Below are 19,372 nucleotides of genomic sequence, written 5' to 3' on the forward strand. Positions count from 1 at the left end.
AAAAGACACTCAATTGGCTTGGGTGTCTTTTATTATTAAAATTAATTACCATACAAATAGCCCAACGAGCATAGCACTTAATAAAGAAACAGCCATCCCGCTAACAAGAAGCTTCCAAACATTTTTACCGATGACTGATGATTTTTCTCCGCCAAATAATGAATTGTAAGTTCCGTAAATCATACCTACTGTACTAAAGTTAGCAAAAGAAGCTAGAAATGTCGTTGCAACCGCAACCGTATGCGGTTGTAGCGACTTTAAGTTTGATTTTAAATCCATCATTGCAACAAATTCATTCGTCGTTATTTTGATCCCCATTAATTCAGCTACATACATAGCATCACTGCCTGATAAACCGAGTAAAAATGCAAAAGGACTAAAGATAATGGAGAAGATTTTTTGAATTGTTAACCCCGTTACAAAAAATCCTAAAATCCCATTTAAACATGCTGTTAAAGCTACATAACCAATTACCATAGCTAAAATAACGATAACCATATTCATCCCAACTAACATACTGTTTGAAATAGTAGAAAAGAAATCCTTTTTTTCATGTTTTGAAGGTGTGTAAACAACGTCTTCTTCTTTCGAAACTTCCACAGGATTTAATACATTGGCTAAAATTAATGCGTTAATACAGTTTAATGGGATTGCGCTGAAAATATATGTTGCTGGAACCATTGATAAATAAGCACCAAGAATGGATCCGCTAACGCTACTCATACTCATAATTCCAAAAGTTAATAATCGATTTTCTTTTAAAACAGATAATTGATCACGAACAACCGCAAGTGCTTCGGTGTTTCCTAAAAACATCATTTGAATCGAAAAGAAACTTTCTAACTTTGGTAAACGAGAAATCTTTGAAATAACTGCACCTACTTTATCAATAATCCAAGTTAAGATTCCGAAATAAGAAAGAATATCGAAAAAAGTAATAACAAAAATGATAGGAAGTAACGCACTAAAGAAGAAATCAATGTGCTGACTTTCCATAGCTGAAGGAAATGCAAATCGAATACCTTCATTCGCACATGCTAGTAGCCAACTGAAAAATGACGCAATTTTATTAATGATAATACTGCCGAGCTTTGTGCCTAACATAAACCACGTAATAAAAAGCTCCAATAGGATGAGAATTACAATTGGTCTCCATTTTATATGTTTTTTATTAGGCGAACATAAGAAAATGATTAATATGACAACGAAAATCCCTAACATATTCAATATGAAATACATGTCAACAACTCCTTGAGAGTTATTATTTGTATATAAAAAAGCATCTATTCTTCCAAATTTGGATTATGATTAGAAGTTATGAAGCATGTAAGTTATGTTAGGAATCAATGTATTTTAATTTGCTTTATTTTGAGAAATCGCAGTAATTATCGAACAATTAGCTGTTTTCAATTGTTTTGTTGGATATTAAACGTATGCGATTTTAAACATCGTTTATTCCGGATTAACGGACAGTAAGATTTTTACCTCAAAATTCAAGGAAAGCAAAGAAGTGAGGTGGGGATGGGCTGCCCGCAAAATCCCGATTGGTAAGAGCTGATTAAAATTTCACTTTATAAATAAGAACGGTGAGTTGGCCATGAACCTTGAAGTTTCCGAAGCTGTATAATTTGTCCTGTATGATAAGCATCATGCAAAAGGATATTCATATATTGTTGCCAAACTGGTAGAGAAGGACTTAGTTGATCTAGTTCTGCTTCTTGAAGGGCGGTTAATGAAGATTGTAAGGCATCATGTACTTGAAGCGTTCGCTTTACGGTTTGCTGCCAAGCGGCATCATCATTAGGTCCACCTTGGATAAACGTCTCATCATTATTTTGTGGAGCAACAAATGTGTCGTCTTCATGTAAGCGGGAAAGTAGGCGTTCTTTAAAGATTAATAAATGGTTCACATTTTCCCAAATCGTATTACTGGCAGCACCTTCTGGTTGCCAACATGCTTGTTCAACCGTAAGATTCTTTAACGCTTCTGATATTGGTGGGTACCATTCTTCTTCGTAAAAAACTTGTTGGACTCCATTTTGCAACATTTCTTTTCTTCCCATTCGTATAGCCTCCTGTTCATTTTTCTTAATAAAACCAATTCTCTTTTCTCTTCAATAAACCTTTTCTATAGTTGCACAAGAGGGTGAAAGACAACTTATAACAGAGCCATTAAAAAACTTCTTTTTAATATGATACTTAATAATCAAGGCTTTAATTGAGTCAGAATGAAAAAGAGTATAAACTTTTCTCTATTTGCTCATGGATTAGAGTTTTTTTGAAGTCGCAAAATAATTCTAAAAATATAGAAGGTTAAATTCGATAAAAATAGAATTTGATATATAGCAAACAAGGAGGGGATAAAAATGGAGGTCTATCACATAACGAGTAGAAAGAGGGAAACGTATAACGTTCAAGTGAAATATTCGATACTTTTCGAATGTGCGCTTGGCATTGCAGCAATTACTCATAAGAGGTTAATTGATACACTTGAAAAGAGTCAAAATGAATGGGAAGAAATTAAGAAATCATTAACAGAAGAAATGAGAGAGCACTTACAATTTGTCGAAGAAAATAATACGTGGAAAGCATTGCTTCAGTTGTTGTATGAAGAAGACATACAGGATGTATCACAGTTTCATGTTAAAATCGATTCACTTTCAGAAGAAGATTTGAAGTATATATGTTTACCGTTTTTAGGGGAGAAATATGAGAAAAAAAGACGTTTAGCCGCAAGTAGAGATGGAACTGCAATACATGAACTAAAGGAATTAACACATGATCATCAGTTTTTCTCTACGTACATTCGCTTTATATGTGATATAGATGTACAAGTGCTGAAATCTCATTTAATCGCTGTAATGACAGGTTGGTATGGGAGTGTAATTAAGAGTGAGGAAGAAGAAATACTTTCTATATTAAAACGAGATTATGAAGCAAAAAATGAAATGAATAAAAAGATGAAGCCGGAAGAGTTTGTCGAGTGGGCGACTGGTGGCGTGAACTATATGCCAGAGCCAAGTGTTCATCACGTAATTCTTATTCCGCAAATGACGTACAGACCCTGGAATATTGAAGCAGATATTGATGATACGAAAGTATTTCATTATCCAGTTGCGAATGAAAGCATTCATCCTGAAGATCCGTATGAACCGAATTATTTTTTAGTTCAAAAACATAAGGCTCTTGGAGATGAAGCGAGATTGCGAATTGTAAAAATGTTGTTTGAAAAAGAACGTACATTACAGGAAATAACGGAAAGATTGCAACTCGGTAAATCGACAGTACACCATCATTTGAAATTGTTACGTGCAGCGAAGTTAGTTGATATACATGATGGAAAGTATGTATTAAGGAAGAAAGCAGTGCAGTCGTTAGCGAAAGAATTAGAAGCGTTTTTGAGTAGATAATATGAAACAAGAATGTACATAAAGGGAGGAATTTAAGAGAAAAGTTGGTGAGCTATAATGAAGAGTGTATTGAAAAATCGTTCGTTCTTTTTTATGTGGATTGGTAGTGCAATCTCTGAATTAGGAGGGGCTTTCGGAACGTTATGTAATTCAATTCTAGTATATGAGTTAACAGGATCAGAAATGGCTTTAAGTAGTATGTGGTTATTATATTTCATCCCATCACTCATATTGCAATTAATAAGTGGCCCATTTATTGATAAATGGAGCCGGAAGTGGATTATGATATTTTCACAATGGATACGAGCGTCCGTATTTTTATTACCTTTGGTGATGCTAGTTTCGGGTAGTATAGAAGTTTGGCACATTTATGTTGTTCAAATTGTAGTGGGACTTATTACACCACTTTATACACCTGCAAGTCAAGCAATTACACCGAGCATTGTAGGGAAAGAACAACTTCAAGATGCAAATGCGTACATTGATGGAATGACTCGCCTTATGATGTTTCTTGCGCCAGTATTAGGCGGAGTAGTCATTCATTTGATTGGAACAGAACTTACATTATCTTTCGTATGCATATGTTTATTTGTTAGTGGCACTTTCTTATTTTATATAAAAGAAAATAGAACGTCGCAACCTATTCGGAAAACGTGGCTAGAACAGTTTTTTCACGGTTTTACATATTTTTTCACAAAACCAATCATCGTTTGGCTCGGTATATTTCTTACTTTCGTGCAGTTTGGAGTAGGGGTAACGATGGTCACAAATCTTCCTTATATAAAAGACGAGCTGTCAGCGGGATATGCAGAGTACGGTTATTTCATGGCAGGTTTTCCACTTGGCTACGTAATTGGCTCAGTATTAGTCGGAAAAGTAACATATAAAAGCCGGCGTATACTTATGCTTGGAGGATTGTTTATAGGGGGACTCACATACATTTCATTAGGATTCAATCATAGTATTATCATTGCAATAATAATTGAAGTAATAGCAGGGATTTGTATTGCATTTTTCAATGTTCATAACACGACAATATGCCAACAAACCGTCCCAAATAATATGATAGGACAAGTATTTTCAGTGCGTTTATTTTTTATACGATCCGCTATGCCATTAGGTGTGTTAGTAGGGGGGATATTGAGTGAAATGTGGGGAGTAAGAGCGCTATATGTAATCATCGGTGCAATTATATGTGTTACATCTTTAATAGGGATGTTACTTCCATATTTCAAATTTTTAGATGAGGCGATAGAAAAGAAATCAGCATAATTCAAAAAATTAAAACTTTACAATTGAAAATAATTATCATAATCAATTATAATAGAAGAATACTAGTATTCGTATAACAAAGAGGGAGTGGGATATATGTTTATCGAAACGAAAACATTTACAGTAAAAGAAGGTACATCAAATATAGTTGTAGAACGTTTCACTGGAGAAGGTATTATTGAAAAATTTGAAGGCTTCATCGATTTAAGTGTTCTCGTGAAAAAAGTAAGACGCGGCGACGAAGAAGTTGTCGTAATGATTCGCTGGGAATCTGAAGAAGCATGGAAAAACTGGGAAACAAGTGAAGAACACTTAGCTGGACATAGAGCGGGCCGTGGTAAACCAAAGCCAGATCATATTATTAATGTGGATCATGCAGTTTATTATGTGAAATCATCGAAATCGGCTTATCAACAGTCGTAATATATAAGTAGAGGATACATGTTGTAGAAGCAATCATGTATCCTCTTTTTTATGACTGGGGGGATGGGAATGATAGGAAATCATTCATTCATTTAAAAAAACGTTCTAGGCTATGGAGAAAAGTATTAGACTTATAAAGCATAGTCTTAGACGGAACGCTTGAATATCTTACCTTTCATATTTAAGTGTTATGAAAATGAGTCTACATACCCTCTGCTTAAAAGGAGATGAGTGAATGAAGTTAAATCATTTGAATTTATGTGTTGATGATTTATCAGAAGCGAGACATTTCTTTGAAACATTTTTTGATTTTCAATTTTTGGAGCAAAAAGGGAAAGCACTTGTAGTGATGAGTGATGAGAGTGGTTTTATACTTGTACTAAGTGATCCAAAAGCATTTAAAGGGAATAAGGAAGTGATGTATCCAGAAGCTTTTCATATTGGTTTTTTAGTGGATACTTCAAATGAAGTTGATCAAACATATAATCGTTTAGTAGCAGGCGGCATTGAAATAGACAAGGAACCTTATTTGATGCGAGGTAGTAGTTATGGTTTTTATTTTACAGTATTTAATGGCTTATTAATTGAAGTGTCTTGTCTTGATTATAGAGAAGGTAAGAAAGTTTCAAAGCTTAATAGTAATCATCAAGAGTAATCATTTGAAGGTGTATAAAATTTAAGTATGTATCATATTAGAAGACGGATTATGAAAGTTTCACTGTAAAGTAAAAAAGACAGACTAATAAATAGTCTGTCTTTTCACATTAATTCTTCACATCATCATAAAGTTCAAGTGCCTCTTTCACATTCAATCCATTTTTCACAATGCCATGTATTGCTTGGATCATCGCAGCTGGGTGCTCGGATTGCCATATGTTTCGGCCCATGTCTACTCCAATTGCGCCTTCTTGCAGCGCATTGTACGTAATGTTTAATGCGTCTTCAATTGAATCTAGTTTTGGGCCACCTGCGATGACGACTGGGGCAGGGCATGTGCTCGTTATTTTTTCGAATCCTTCGCAGTAATACGTTTTAATAATATCAGCACCCATTTCAACACATACGCGGGAAGCAAGTGCTAGAAAGCGAGCTTCACGTTTTTGTAATTCTTTTGCGACTGCGGTAATGCCGAGTACAGGTAGGCCGTAATCGTGAGCTTCAGAGACTACATTTGCGAGATTCGAAACAGTTTGTGTTTCATAGTCTGATCCGACAAAAACAGAAACGCCAACGCCAATTGCGTTTTGCTTCACTGCTTCTTTTACAGGTGTAACAATTGTTTCATTCGCTAAATCTTTACCGACGACAGTAGCGCCGCCAGATACACGCATAACCATCGGTGTGCTGCAGTTTTCAGGAATACAGGAGCTAAGTACACCGCGCGTTAAAAAGAGGGAGTCTGTATAAGGAAGTAAGTTTTTTACTGTTTCAAGTGGTTGTTCTAGTCCGTGAATTGGTCCTAAGAAATAACCGTGATCTATTGCTAACATAACCGCTCTACCATCAGGTAAAATTGTATTTAATCGATTTTTAAATCCCCAAGTCATTCCAAATCACTCCTTCGTTAATGTTGGATTTTCCGTTTGTACAGTATCTTTATTTGGTAAATGTGGTGACTTAATAAAAACAGCTTTAAAAGGTTTGTCAGAATGGTTAATCAGATAGTGAGATTCATGAGGACGAACTTGCAGGACATCACCTTGTTTAATTGGAACTCTTTCATTATTCACATAGAAATCTATTTCACCTTCTAATGCATAAAAGACCTCTTCGCACGTCGTATGATAATGGTTTTGAAACTCCTGGCCCGGTTGAATGACAACAAGGCCAAGATCAATATTTGGACCTTGTATTAAATATTTCGGCCCGTTATCACCGAAGCGATAGGAGAAGTCATTTTCATTCGCTTTTAACATACAGTTCACTCCTTTATGTAATGTGTTACAGTGCACCAGGCGCAATCCACATATGTGAGGTGAGCCCTTTATCAGCTAAAGCGAGCTGACTGTCATATACAGTTTTCCATGTTTCATAGAACTCTTTATATAGTTCGTGATTTTCAGTAACTGGTTCGAATGTTTGCTCCCACTGTACAAACTCTTCGGCAGTTTCTTCCATAGATGAATATATGCCAGCACCAACTCCAGCAGCAATCGCAGTTCCTAAAGCAGCTGCTTCTTTCACAACAGGTACTTTTACAGGAATACCGAGTACGTCTGATAGAATTTGTGGCCATAGTTTTCCTTTAGCGGCACCGCCAGCAAAAATAACTTCAGAAGGGAATGTGCCAGTTAGATTTTTTATTAATTTTAAGTTTCCAAGTGTAATGAAGGCTGCATTTTCTTCAATAGCACGAAACAGTTCTTTTTTTCCGCATTTGTCAGCGTCTAAACTTAAATTTAAGAATGAAGGTGCGGCATGACGCCAAGAAATGTAGTTCATAACGTTTGAAAAAGTAGGGATAATGCCATGTGAACCGACAGGTACGTCTTTCGCTTGTTCTTCTAGTAATTCATAAGCATCTACACCAAGTTTATCAGCAAGTTTCTTTTCTTCTTGGCAAAAAGCGTCTCGAAACCAGCGCATAACGAGACCTGGGAAAAAGGCGATTGTTTCATATTGCCATAGGTTCGGAACGACGTGACAATTTACTCGAATCGCAGCATGTGGATCTGTTATTGGCTCAGTAACATTCACTTCTTGTTGCCAAAAGCTACCCCCGCATATTAACGTTTGATTTGGTTTCACGATTCCTGTTCCGAGCGATGCCATTTGAGCATCTCCACCCCCGGCGACGACAGGAATCCCTTCACGTAATCCAGTTAATGCTGCACACTCTTTTGTAACGTTGCCAATTACTGTACCAGCTTCATTTACTGTTGGTGAAAATGGCAAAGATAGACCGCACTCCTTAGCGACATCGTTATCCCACACTCTATTTTGTAAGTCAAAAATACCTGACGTACATCCGTTTGAGGGATCAATTTGTAGTACGCCGCTTAGTTTATATAAAATCCAATCGTTTAACATTGTAAAAGAGTAAATATTATTATAGACATCGGGTTCATGTTTTTTTATCCAGAGTAGGCGTGGTAAAGCACCTAATGAAAAAGTTTGACCAGACTTTGTATATAAATCTTTTTCAAGATGTGACCGAATTTCTTTTAATTCACTAACTTCGACGGATGCGCGCCCATCAACATTTGCACACGCCCATATTTCTTGCCCATCTTGATCATATAAAACAAATCCTTCTCGCATACTTGTAGCGCTAATAGCAAGAATAGAAGAGGCAGGAGTGTTGCTTTTTTGAAGCACCTCTTTCGTACATTCTTGTACTAGCTTCCAATTTTCTACTACATCAAAGTTCATAGAGCCTGGATAACGAAGGTCAGATTTGTGAATCCATTCTTTTTGACTTACTGCAATTTGATTACCATGTAAATCAAAAAGAACTGCTCGAATGCTCCCTGTACCAGCATCGAAAGCTAATAAATGGGACATTAACAATCACCATCCTTTCGTAATAAGGAGAGGGCAGTTTCCTCATCGGTAATTAATGAATGAATAAACTTTCCTTTTAAGGCACCATAAATTGCATCTATCTTTTCAGTACCTCCAGCAACACCGACGACATGCTTCATATTGCGTAAAATAGAGAGGGGCGTGCCAATTAGACGATTGTGATGCGAGAGTTCTAATAAATCGCCATTTGTATTATAAAACTGTCCTAAAATATCGCCAGCACCGTTTTGACTACGAATATATGTCATCTCACGTAGTGTTAATTTTTCTTCTTTTACAATCGTAGCGTCTTGAGATAATCCCCCAATACCGACAACAGCCGTATGAGCAAGTGAAGCGACTTGAAGCATATCTTTTACACTCGGTTCTGATAGAATACTTTGTGCCATTTCGGTTGTAGACGCTAGAAACGGCGTAGGGATAATGTGAAGTTCGCCTTGCATGTAGTGTAAATAGTTTTGTTTTCTCGGGAGATAGTGATTTACCCCGCCTGTGAGCGTTACGATTGAAAGGTTGATAGAACTTTCAAAATGAATGTTTTCTAGCATTTTGCTAATTGTTTCTCCCCAGCCAATACCGAGTAAATCGCCTTGCTGGAGATGAGTTTCTAAATATTGTGCAGCAGCTTTTCCGAGAGAAGCGTGATAATGGTTTACTGGGGTAGGGATAATAAAAGCATCTTTTAAGTGAAATTTTTTCATTAGGTCACGCTCAATACTTAAACAGTGCAAACCAGTCCCTTTTACGTGAAATGTAACGATACCTTCACTCCGCGCTTTATCTAATAACCGGACGACTTTATTTCTTGAAATATGAAGAAGTGACGCGATCTCCTGTTGTGTTAATTGGTCTTTATAATAGTACCAAGCTACTTTAGTTAATAAATTTTCTTCAAAGTTCAGCTGAGTCATACTCTTCATCCCTTTCAACAATTGACCACAGCTTAAACATATGTACCATATATTTTGTTTATTCCAGTTGAAACGATTAATTGTACGTAGAAAAAAGTGTTCTAGATATAAAAAAAGGAATATACAATGCTACAAAACAAGTAGAACAAATAATCATTTTCTCAAAAAATGTTCTGGATAAAGGCAGGTGACATCATGTGGAGAACGTACCTTTATTACAAGTAAAGAAAATGAGTAAGGCGTTTTTAAATCAACTTGTATTAAAAGAAGTGAACTTACAAGTAGAGCGCGGAGATATATACGCTTTAGTGGGGGGAAATGGCGCCGGGAAATCAACATTAATGAAAATATTAACGGGGTTATATTCGTATGATGATGGAGAGATGTATGTAAAAGGAAGGAAGCAACAGTTTTCAAATCCATCAGAAGCACACCGAAAAGGTATTTATTTAATACCGCAAGAACCACTCATTTTTCCGCATATGACTATTGAAGAAAATATATGTATCGGGTTAAAAGAAAAGAAAAAGAAACTAAAAGTACAGATTCAGCAATTGATTAGCAGCTTAGGATGGGATATTGACCTTAATAAACTAGGAGGAACATTATCGATTGCGCAACAACAGTTAGTAGAAATCGTTAGAGGATTAATAAGAGAAGCTGAGATTCTTATTCTAGATGAGCCAACATCGACATTAACAACACACGAAATTAAGAGTCTTTTTGTGTTGATGAAAAGTTTACAAGAAAAAGGAATTGGGATGATTTATATTACGCATCGTTTTCCAGAAATCTTTGAAATTGCCAACAAAGTAGCAATACTACGTGATGGAATGGTTGTAAGCCAAGGTGATGTATGTGACTATACATATGACATGCTGATGGAGGGACTATTGCCAAAAGGATATAAACAGAAAGAGAAAATAGAAGTAGTTCAAGAGACAGTAAAGACGAAAAAAATATTAGAAGTGGTTGATATAAATGGTCACGCATTCGAAAATATATCATTCACTGTACATGCGGGTGAGGTTGTAGGTGTTGCTGGCATTATAGGATCTGGCAGAACGGAATTAGCAGAAGCGATATTTGGATTAAAAACTATAAAATCAGGGTCTATCTTATTGGGTGGAAAATCAATTGATACGTGTTCTTTGCATAAAAGGCTAGACGAAGGACTAGTTTATGTGCCAGAGGATAGGGCGAGGAATGGAATTTTCTCAATTGCTTCTGTTAAAGAAAATATTGCAGCAGCAAGTTTATATCAAAATAATCGCTTTTTTATAAATCAAGAAAAAGAAAGCGCTTTAGTTAATTCGTTTATAGAACAGTTCCGAATTGTTGTACAGAATATGAATAAAGAACTGGCATCTTTATCAGGAGGTAATCAGCAGAAGGTCGTGATTGCGAAGTATCTTGCATGTAATCCTAAAATTATTATTCTTGATGAGCCGACTCGCGGAATTGATGCGAAAGCAAGGCTTGAAGTGTATGAGACGATAAAAAAAATGAAAAGGGAAGGACTCGCAATTTTATTAATCTCTTCAGATGTTGAAGAAATAGTCCAATTAGTAAACCGTGTATATGTAATGAGAAATGGGCGATTTGTTTCTCATATGGAAAAAGAACAACTGAGTGTGAATGAAGTTACACGCCTTGCATACGGAGGTGTAGCGGAATGAAACATATGTTAAAAATGCATGAAACGTCTATCATACTGTTACTACTAATTTATATAGCTATTGTAGGAATGATAAACCCTAGTTTTATTCAATTTAACTCGTTATCTTTACTGATGAAATCAAGCGTTATTTTAGTCGTGCTAGCAATCGGTCAATCGTTCGTCTTATTTACGAAAAATATAGATGTATCAGTTGGTTCAAGCATGGGGTTAAGTGCAGCAGTTTGCGGAATGATGTTAACGAATGGGTATAGTGCATTCTTGTCGATATTTGTAGCTATTATACTTGGGGCCATTATTGGTTTCGTAAATGGTATTGGAGTTGCGAAGTTTCGGGTACCAGCCATTATTATGACATTAGGCATGTTAGGAATTATTAGAGGTACAATGTTAATTTTCACAGGCGGGAAGTGGATTGAAGATATTCCAAACGATTTTAAGCAGCTGTCATCTATCATCATTCTTGGTTTACCTATAACTGTATGGTTCGTTCTTATTATTTTACTACTACTATACTTCTTTTTAAGAAAAGTGCCATTGGGAAGATACTTTTATGCGGTAGGTGATAATGAAGATGGCGCGAGGCTTATTGGTATACCTGTAAATAAAGTGAAGATATATGCGTTTATGATTTCAGGCATAAGCGCTGCGCTCGCTGGTTGCATATTTGTTATGAATATCGGTTTCGTGCCAAATCAAACAGGTACAGGATTAGAATTACAAGTAATCGCAGCCGCTGTACTAGGAGGAATTCATTTAAAAGGAGGAACAGGATCTTTATTTGGAGCTGCATTAGGAGCGTTATTTTTAGAAACAATAAGTAGCTCACTCGTCTTTTTAAAAATACCAGCATTTTGGAATAATGCTATTTCAGGTTTTTTATTATTACTTATCATCATATTAGATAGTGTTATGAAAAAGTGGAAGGCAGAAAGGAGGATGAATCTATGAAGTATGTATATAGATGGGAAGGGGTTCTAATTGTATTACTTCTTGTAGAATTCATCCTTTTTAGTTTAATAAATAGTGATTTCTTAAATATTAGTAATCTCCTTTTTAGTACAAATGATTTCCTATTTATCGCAATTGCGGCGATACCAATGACTTTTGTTATAGTAACAGGAGGAATTGATGTATCGATCGGCTCAATAATGGGGCTCACTTCAATCTTAATCGGTGTACTTTGGATGAACGGAATACCTATTTTGTTTGCTGTTATAATCGCCCTAATAATTAGTTGTTTAGCAGGCGCTTTAAACGGACTCATTATAAAAATGACGGATGTAGAACCACTCGTCGTTACACTCGGAACGATGTTTTTATACGGGGGAATTGCCCTCGTCATTTCAGGAGGGGCAGGTGCTTCTGGGTACGAAGGAATAAGCGGTTTACCTGACACATTTGTACAACTGGCAAACGGTAGTTTTATAGGAATACCGAATTTATTATGGCTACTGATCGTATTAACAGTTTTATGTACTGTATTATTTCACCGAACTATATACGGGCGCCATGTAAAATTAACAGGTGCGAACGAAAATACAGCAAAATACACCGGGATTAAAACGAAAAAAGTAGTCATTATTGCTTACATACTTTCAGGGTTAGGAGGTGGATTAGGAGGCGCTTTCTTAACTGCCTACTTCGGTTCCGCACGTGCTGATATGGGAAGTGAAACAATTTTACCAATCATTACAGCAGTCGTCTTAGGCGGTACACTTATTACAGGCGGAAAAGGAAGCATTATTGGTACTGTACTGGCGAGTATTTTCATTGGGCTCATGCAGTATGGCTTGCAAATGACGGGTTTAACAAATGAACAATCCAATGTAGTAATAGGTATTATCCTTATTCTTTCAATTATTATGAGACATTTCAAATTACATCAATTCTTAGCGGAGAAAAGAAAGAATTTGCATAAGGGGGAAATGTCATGAAGAGAAAACTGGGGATTGTATTGATTGTATGTATTTGTTTAATCGGTTTAATTGCGTGTTCTAGCCAAACGGCAGATAAGAAAAAGGTTGATGATGTGAAATTTGCATTTATTCCGAAATTAACAGGAGTTGGTTTCTTCACATCGGGTGGTGAAGGGGCAAAAGAGATGGGAGATAAGTTAGGCGTGCAAGTGAAGTATGATGGACCGTCTGAAGCGAGTGTTTCAGGGCAAGTTAAATATATAAACAATTTCATTAATCAAAACTATGATGCGATTATGGTTTCATCTACGTCAGTGGATGGGTTATCGCAATCACTGCAACGTGCTAAGAAAAAAGGGATGACGGTGTTAACATGGGATTCTGATGTGAATCCGAAAGACCGTTCCTTTTATATCAGCCAAGGAACACCAGACCAACTTGCTAATTTATTAATAGAAATGACTTCAAAGCAAATTGGAGATAAAGGAAAAGTAGCCTTCTTTTATTCTAGCCCGACAGTAACGGATCAAAACCAATGGGTAACGAAAGCGAAAGAAATTATTAAAAAGAAATATCCGAACTGGGAAATTGTAACGACGCAGTACGGTGAAAATAATGCGCAAAAGTCTTTGTCAGTAGGAGAGAATATTTTAAAAACGTATCCTGATATTAATGCAGTCATTTGTCCAGATGCAACGGCACTTCCGGCAATGGCACAAGCAGCTGAAAATTTAAAAATGGATAAAAAGGTTGTCGTAACTGGCTTCTCTACACCAAACGTTATGCGTGATTACGTAAAACGAGGAACAGTAGCACAATTTGGTTTATGGGATGTAAAACAACAAGGTGCTCTCGCAACGTATGTAGCAAATGAAATTGTTGTAAAAGGGAAGAAGTTAAAAGTAGGGGATAGCTTCGAAGTAAAAGGAATTGGAAAAGTGAAGGTAGAGCCAAACTCCATTCAAGGATATGATTATGAGGCAGAAGGGAATGGAATTATCGTATTACCAGAACGAGTTGTATTTACGAAAGATAATATTGATAAGTATAATTTTTAGTAGACAAAAAAACGTCCGAATATATCGGACGTTTTTTTATTTCTTCATTAATTATGAACAGTTTCTTTTTCGTTTAATCCAAGTGTACGACCAGTAGAAGTGTGAAGATCTTGGAACAATCTTGGATTTTCAGTTAGTGAAATGCCATATGAAGGAATCATTTCTTTTATTTTTTCTTCCCATTCTACCATGCGGCTTGGGAAACATTTTTCTAATACTTCAAGCATGACGTGAACAGCAGTAGAAGCACCTGGTGATGCGCCTAGTAATGCGGCGATTGAGCCGTCAGCTGCACTTACTACTTCTGTACCAAATTGAAGTGTCCCTTTACCACCAGCATCAGTATCTTTAATTACTTGTACACGTTGCCCAGCAACTACAATATCCCAATCTTCACTTTTCGCGTTCGGAATGAATTCGCGTAATTCTTCCATACGTTTTTCATGTGATAACATAACTTGCTGAATTAAGTATTTTGTAAGTCCCATTTCTTTTACACCAGCGGCTAACATCGTTAAGACGTTATTCGGTTTTACAGAACCGATTAAGTCAAGATTTGAACCTGTTTTTAAGAATTTAGGTGAGAAGCCTGCGAATGGTCCAAACAGTAAAGCTTTTTTATTGTCTATATATCTCGTATCTAGATGAGGTACAGACATTGGCGGAGCACCAACCTTAGCTTTACCGTACACTTTCGCATGATGTTGCTCTACAACTTTTTGGTTTTTACATACCATAAATAGTCCACTTACCGGGAATCCACCGATATGTTTTGATTCAGGGATACCAGTCTTTTGAAGTAGAGGTAGGCTACCGCCACCGCCGCCAATAAAGACGAATTTAGCAGTATGATGCTCAATTTTACCACTATTCATATCGTGTACTTTTACTTCCCACAAACCATTTTTCGTGCGCTTAATATTTTCGACACTATGCTTGTAGTTTAGCTCGACATTTTTTGTTTTTAAGTAATCAAACAACATACGTGTTAATGCACCGAAGTTAACATCTGTTCCAGAGTCAATCTTCGTTGCCGCCATCGGTTCATTAGATGTGCGGCCTTCCATAATGAGTGGAAGCCATTTTTTTAATGTTTCAGGAGCATCGGAAAATTCCATTCCTTGAAACAGTGGATTTTTTGAAAGCGCTTCAAAACGGTTTTTTAGAAACTCAACATTTTTTTCCCCTTGTACTAAACTCATATGAGGTAGTGGCATAATAAAATCTTGTGGATTACGAATTAATTTGCTCTTTACAAGATATGCCCAAAATTGTCTTGAAAGCTGGAATTGCTCATTCACTTTTACAGCCTTACTAATATCTATAGATCCGTCAGCTTTTTCGGAAGTATAGTTCAGTTCGCATAGCGCAGAATGCCCTGTACCTGCATTATTCCATTCGTTAGAGCTTTCTTCCCCGGCACTTGCGAGTTTTTCAAAAACTTTAATTTCCCATTCTGGTGCTAATTCTTTTAGTAATGAGCCTAACGTTGCACTCATAATTCCTGCACCAATTAAGATAACGTCTGTTTTTTGCTGCATGTTGCTCATGATAATCTCTCCATCCCCTATATTGGCAAAAAAGTGTAGGTGTTTTCTATGTCTAAGCCGTAAAAGAGAAACACCGCCTAGGCCCCACCTAGGTGTATACCTTTTTTGTCTCAATTATATAACCATCTCATACTCTATTATAATAATTAATAGACTAAAATATCTAGTGTTATCTGATAATTTTAAACTATTTAACGTTTTATTCGCTAAAAATCTTATTTAACAAGCTCTTTTAAGGTGATAAATAGAAAAAAATTACAGTTTGAAATTATCTCGAAAAAGCTTACGTATCCTTAAGGGACTAAATCGAGTACCTTTTTATGGAATTATTCTTTCTGTAATGGTAAGATTATTCTGAAAAATAAAAAGGAGGGACTCTAATGTGTACAAAAGAACAAATTTCAAACTTATTTCGAAACTTTTCAATAAAGGAATGTAAAGGGTCAAGTGATTTATATGAATATTTATCAATGAAAATTGCTGAAGATGAGGAAGTACTTACACTATCGTCCTATGCTCAGGTAGGTCAACCAGTCCCAAACTTACTATTAGGTGCAGTACATTATTTATTGTTAGCAGGGAAAGAACATCATTTAAAAACGTATTATAGTAGTTTAGTTGAAGATGCTGATACAAATTTAGATAAAGCTTTTAATCATTTTAAAGATTTCTGTAAAGAGTACCGAGAAGAAATCATTACTTTGTTACAAACAAAACTTGTTCAAACGAATGAAGTAAGACGGTGCGCATACTTATACCCAAGTTTCTGCTACATATTTAAGAAAGTGAAGAAGCCGTTAGCGTTAATTGAAATTGGGACAAGTTCTGGGTTGCAATTGTTCTGGGACCAATATCGTTATTCGTACGGAACGGATGAAATGTACGGGAATATAAATTCAAATGTGCATGTAACTTCTGAAATAAGAGGGGAAAATGTGCCGCATTTTCTAAAAGAAAGCCCATCTGTCGTAGAAAGAATCGGACTGGACTTACATGTGAATGATTTACATAATGAGGAAGATTATTTATGGTTACGTGCTTTAATTTGGCCAGAACATAAAGAAAGGCTTGAGATGTTTGATCAAGCTGCATCTTTAGTGAAAAATGAATCTGTCCAATTAATAGAAGGAGACGGTGTAGAGCTATTATCATCTATTATTGAACAAATAAGTGAAGAAGCTAGTATTTGTATTTTCCATACACATGTTGCAAATCAAATACCAGAACAAGTAAAACATAAGTTAGAAAAACAAATACAAGAAATTGGAGCAAAACGTGATGTATTCCACCTGTATAACAACATGTGGGATCGTGACCTTCATATTGATTATTATATTAACGGAAACGAATATCGTGAAACGGTTGGAGAAACAGAAGGGCACGGGAGATGGTTTAGCTGGAAGATTGGAAATGAGCTGCTTATTTAGATTAATAGGGGCGCCCTCACTTGTAAAAGATGGGGCCATAGGCTCAAGCATTGACTAAATGGTTAAGGAATAAATGTATTAGTAACATACAAAAAATGCTTCGGAGAAATCCTAAGCATTTTTTGAATTACATTTAAACCCCATAATGGATCATGTACTTCTGTTCTGCTGCAGCTTGTACAATTTTTGAAGCTAACTCATTCAGCTCATCAGATTTTCTGAAGAACTTTGAGGATGTAACTGTTTCATAGAAAATTGCTAATGATTCAGGCGGGATAATTGTAATACCACAATAAGCTAAACCGTATTTCTGATTTTTGACTGTATGGAAGTAGGTTTTCATAATTGATAAATTTTGATTTAAACTACTGATAATATCATCATCAACAGATATACAATGATATTTCTCTGGTGTATAATCTTCGTAATTTTTTTGAGAAGTAAAATCGTCAATTATTCCAAAATCATGGACACATGCCATCATTATCATCCTTTCAACTTTAATAAAGTGAGTTCTATTAAAGTAAAATCGTCATTTTGTTTACGTGTAATAGAAATGATTATGTAGTTCATTAGTATAGTACTTCATAAAATATCTTCGTTTCTTCTTCGTGAAGACAGTTTACTTATCGGTAAACTCATCGGGAGCCCAAGTGGCGATTTCATTCCCAGGTGCAGCGACTACAAGCCATTGCTCACATAGGACACCAGCTTGCCAACATTCATAATAATCATGAAAACCATTAAAAAAAATAATTTGTCCACTCTCTAATGTAATAATTAAATGAGGGCTTTCTAAGCCAAGTTGTATATCGGTAACTTTTTGTCTTCTTATCTTACATATTCTTTCATATTCTTCTTTCTCAGAATAAACTTCAAATTCATCTTCATTTAATGGGTAGCTTTTTTGAGGTTTATTAAATAAACACCATTTGGATTCGATATTGATATATAATTGTCCGTCATAATCAACTGAGTCGTGAAAGTTTGTGAAATGAATCTTTATAGCGCCTGGAGAAATACCAAATTGTAATCCATCAACTTGTGATCCGATGAATAGATTTTTTAACACTTTTTCAGCGTGAATTTTATCCTCTGTATTCATTATTGAATTCCTCCTTTTCATAAAAATATACCTTATATTTTTATTGTAATAAATAAATTTTCATGTAAAATGAACCTTTTGTGAAAAACGAGCGAATATAGTGTGAAGGATTATGAGAGGGGAACGGAGCTTTGGATGAATTACAATTAAAAGAATGGCTATATAAACGAAAGTATGTTATCTAAAAAAGACCTTGAGAAAGTGTTACTTTCGATTGCTGAATAGATATTTAGTAAAAGAAGCAACTAATAATTATATTATGTAAACTCTTTTTATAAAACACCCATAAAAAAATGGATGTTTTATATTTTGATATATTAGGTGGAATATATAGTTTAAAAAAGCGGAATACTTTGCGGAAAGTTAAAGACATTTTTCGCAAAGTATTCCGCTTTTACTTCCATTAATCGGTCAAAGTTGCAACTGAAGTATGCATCTGGCCAATTTTTAATGGATAGGTCAGGAGTATTAACATAGACACCTTTTGTAAATGGAAGCATTGCTAAGCGGAAGTCTTCAACCCATCGAATACTTCCACCAGCACCTTCTGGCTGTTCCCAAGTAGCGAATATTGGCATGTTTGATAGTGCTTTTCGGTAAAAGTAAGCAGTTGCCTCATTTGGCACCTCAACAACAGCACCGCCTAATCTGTGGAAAAATACGGAGGTGGTGGAAAAGGGTAAGTTAAATCGTAATTTCTATTTGATTGCCTTCTGGATCGCCTATTACACTTTCATAATAGCCATCTCCAGTAAAACGTGGTCCATTTAATAAAGGATAACCAGCATCTTTTATCACCTTTGTTAGTTCATTCACACGTTCTTCACTACCGACAGAAAAAGCCATATGAGTATAGCCGGTTATGTTTAAATTAGGCTTATTTTCAATCCCTTTTTTACGCATAAGTTCAAGTCTTGCTCCAGATTCGAACGTAATAAAATAAGATTCAAATTGTTTCGTTTTATTATGATATAAAGAGTTTGCTTTACCATTAAAGTATTTCATATAAAAATCACGCATACATTCTAAGTCATTTACCCAAATTGCAATATGTTCAATTTTCATAGGTTTCACCAATCCTATCTGTATCAATT

Annotated in this window: 20 protein-coding genes; 9 read left to right on the top strand and 11 right to left on the bottom strand. The window is 35.7% G+C overall.

Annotated elements, in window-relative coordinates:
• Nucleotides 1–45: 45 nt before the first annotated feature.
• Nucleotides 46–1,239, bottom strand: a complete 1,194-nt coding sequence (locus ACTFRM_RS10765) for a NupC/NupG family nucleoside CNT transporter (protein WP_000273596.1) — start codon at nt 1,237–1,239, stop codon at nt 46–48.
• Between the two features lie 332 nt (nt 1,240–1,571).
• Nucleotides 1,572–2,063 carry a DinB family protein gene (locus ACTFRM_RS10770; protein ID WP_000532733.1) on the bottom strand — a complete coding sequence of 164 codons (492 nt, stop codon included), beginning with the start codon at nt 2,061–2,063 and terminating at the stop codon, nt 1,572–1,574.
• Between the two features lie 303 nt (nt 2,064–2,366).
• On the opposite strand from ACTFRM_RS10770, the gene ACTFRM_RS10775 reads away from it, so the two are divergent.
• The 4 genes from ACTFRM_RS10775 to ACTFRM_RS10790 all read left to right on the top strand — a co-directional run bounded on the left by ACTFRM_RS10775 (nt 2,367) and on the right by ACTFRM_RS10790 (nt 5,760).
• Entirely contained in the window at nt 2,367–3,410 is a 1,044-nt protein-coding gene (locus tag ACTFRM_RS10775) for an ArsR/SmtB family transcription factor (RefSeq protein ID WP_440043293.1), read from the top strand.
• 57 nt (nt 3,411–3,467) lie between these two features.
• The gene (locus ACTFRM_RS10780) at nt 3,468–4,682 is read left to right on the top strand and encodes an MFS transporter (protein ID WP_065224541.1); all 1,215 of its coding nucleotides are present in this window, start codon (nt 3,468–3,470) and stop codon (nt 4,680–4,682) included.
• A 96-nt stretch (nt 4,683–4,778) separates the two neighbouring features.
• Nucleotides 4,779–5,105, top strand: a complete 327-nt coding sequence (gene hmoA / locus ACTFRM_RS10785; RefSeq protein ID WP_000469498.1) for a heme-degrading monooxygenase HmoA — start codon at nt 4,779–4,781, stop codon at nt 5,103–5,105.
• A 235-nt stretch (nt 5,106–5,340) separates the two neighbouring features.
• Nucleotides 5,341–5,760 (top strand): VOC family protein, encoded by a 420-nt coding sequence (locus tag ACTFRM_RS10790; protein WP_016122718.1) that lies wholly within the window; start codon nt 5,341–5,343, stop codon nt 5,758–5,760.
• A gap of 109 nt (nt 5,761–5,869) precedes the next feature.
• Here the strand turns inward: ACTFRM_RS10790 and lsrF are convergent, their stop codons facing one another.
• The 4 genes from lsrF to ACTFRM_RS10810 are packed head-to-tail and all read right to left on the bottom strand — an operon-like array spanning nt 5,870 to nt 9,541.
• Complete coding sequence (lsrF, locus tag ACTFRM_RS10795) at nt 5,870–6,652, bottom strand: 3-hydroxy-5-phosphonooxypentane-2,4-dione thiolase (RefSeq protein ID WP_000219772.1); 783 nt, start codon at nt 6,650–6,652, stop codon at nt 5,870–5,872.
• Nucleotides 6,653–6,658: 6 nt separating this feature from the next.
• On the bottom strand, nt 6,659–7,021 hold the full coding sequence (locus tag ACTFRM_RS10800) for a cupin domain-containing protein (RefSeq protein WP_000909986.1): 363 nt from the start codon (nt 7,019–7,021) through the stop codon (nt 6,659–6,661).
• Nucleotides 7,022–7,046: 25 nt separating this feature from the next.
• Nucleotides 7,047–8,609 carry an autoinducer-2 kinase gene (gene lsrK, locus ACTFRM_RS10805; RefSeq protein ID WP_000018815.1) on the bottom strand — a complete coding sequence of 521 codons (1,563 nt, stop codon included), beginning with the start codon at nt 8,607–8,609 and terminating at the stop codon, nt 7,047–7,049.
• The gene (locus ACTFRM_RS10810; RefSeq protein ID WP_088322487.1) at nt 8,609–9,541 is read right to left on the bottom strand and encodes a sugar-binding transcriptional regulator; all 933 of its coding nucleotides are present in this window, start codon (nt 9,539–9,541) and stop codon (nt 8,609–8,611) included. The genes lsrK and ACTFRM_RS10810 overlap by 1 nt, the downstream gene beginning before the upstream one ends.
• Nucleotides 9,542–9,738: 197 nt before the next feature.
• On the opposite strand from ACTFRM_RS10810, the gene ACTFRM_RS10815 reads away from it, so the two are divergent.
• The 4 genes from ACTFRM_RS10815 to lsrB are packed head-to-tail and all read left to right on the top strand — an operon-like array spanning nt 9,739 to nt 14,196.
• Complete coding sequence (locus tag ACTFRM_RS10815) at nt 9,739–11,220, top strand: sugar ABC transporter ATP-binding protein (RefSeq protein ID WP_440043294.1); 1,482 nt, start codon at nt 9,739–9,741, stop codon at nt 11,218–11,220.
• A complete protein-coding gene (locus ACTFRM_RS10820) occupies nt 11,217–12,170 on the top strand; it encodes an ABC transporter permease subunit (RefSeq protein WP_000682144.1) in 954 nt (317 codons plus the stop codon). The genes ACTFRM_RS10815 and ACTFRM_RS10820 overlap by 4 nt, the downstream gene beginning before the upstream one ends.
• Nucleotides 12,167–13,156 (top strand): ABC transporter permease, encoded by a 990-nt coding sequence (locus tag ACTFRM_RS10825; protein ID WP_016124745.1) that lies wholly within the window; start codon nt 12,167–12,169, stop codon nt 13,154–13,156. The genes ACTFRM_RS10820 and ACTFRM_RS10825 overlap by 4 nt, the downstream gene beginning before the upstream one ends.
• Entirely contained in the window at nt 13,153–14,196 is a 1,044-nt protein-coding gene (lsrB, locus tag ACTFRM_RS10830; protein ID WP_000823660.1) for an autoinducer 2 ABC transporter substrate-binding protein LsrB, read from the top strand. Before ACTFRM_RS10825 ends, lsrB begins: the two co-directional genes overlap by 4 nt.
• 47 nt (nt 14,197–14,243) lie before the next feature.
• Here the strand turns inward: lsrB and ACTFRM_RS10835 are convergent, their stop codons facing one another.
• Nucleotides 14,244–15,746 (bottom strand): malate:quinone oxidoreductase, encoded by a 1,503-nt coding sequence (locus ACTFRM_RS10835; protein WP_000069138.1) that lies wholly within the window; start codon nt 15,744–15,746, stop codon nt 14,244–14,246.
• A 380-nt stretch (nt 15,747–16,126) separates the two neighbouring features.
• Here ACTFRM_RS10835 and ACTFRM_RS10840 point away from each other — a divergent pair, with 380 nt between their 5' ends.
• Nucleotides 16,127–17,173, top strand: a complete 1,047-nt coding sequence (locus ACTFRM_RS10840) for a DUF2332 domain-containing protein (RefSeq protein ID WP_440043295.1) — start codon at nt 16,127–16,129, stop codon at nt 17,171–17,173.
• Between the two features lie 133 nt (nt 17,174–17,306).
• Here the strand turns inward: ACTFRM_RS10840 and ACTFRM_RS10845 are convergent, their stop codons facing one another.
• The 4 genes from ACTFRM_RS10845 to ACTFRM_RS10860 form a co-directional block, all read right to left on the bottom strand.
• The gene (locus tag ACTFRM_RS10845) at nt 17,307–17,657 is read right to left on the bottom strand and encodes a hypothetical protein (protein ID WP_001999997.1); all 351 of its coding nucleotides are present in this window, start codon (nt 17,655–17,657) and stop codon (nt 17,307–17,309) included.
• Between the two features lie 138 nt (nt 17,658–17,795).
• On the bottom strand, nt 17,796–18,278 hold the full coding sequence (locus ACTFRM_RS10850; RefSeq protein WP_440043296.1) for a hypothetical protein: 483 nt from the start codon (nt 18,276–18,278) through the stop codon (nt 17,796–17,798).
• A gap of 335 nt (nt 18,279–18,613) precedes the next feature.
• Nucleotides 18,614–18,904 (bottom strand): BBE domain-containing protein, encoded by a 291-nt coding sequence (locus ACTFRM_RS10855; protein WP_002041349.1) that lies wholly within the window; start codon nt 18,902–18,904, stop codon nt 18,614–18,616.
• A gap of 58 nt (nt 18,905–18,962) precedes the next feature.
• Nucleotides 18,963–19,343, bottom strand: coding sequence for a VOC family protein (locus tag ACTFRM_RS10860; protein ID WP_000687535.1), 381 nt, complete (start codon nt 19,341–19,343; stop codon nt 18,963–18,965).
• Nucleotides 19,344–19,372: the final 29 nt, after the last annotated feature.

Origin of the sequence: Bacillus cereus group sp. MYBK227-1, from assembly GCF_051916325.1 — a bacterium.
Classification (GTDB): domain Bacteria; phylum Bacillota; class Bacilli; order Bacillales; family Bacillaceae_G; genus Bacillus_A; species Bacillus_A cereus.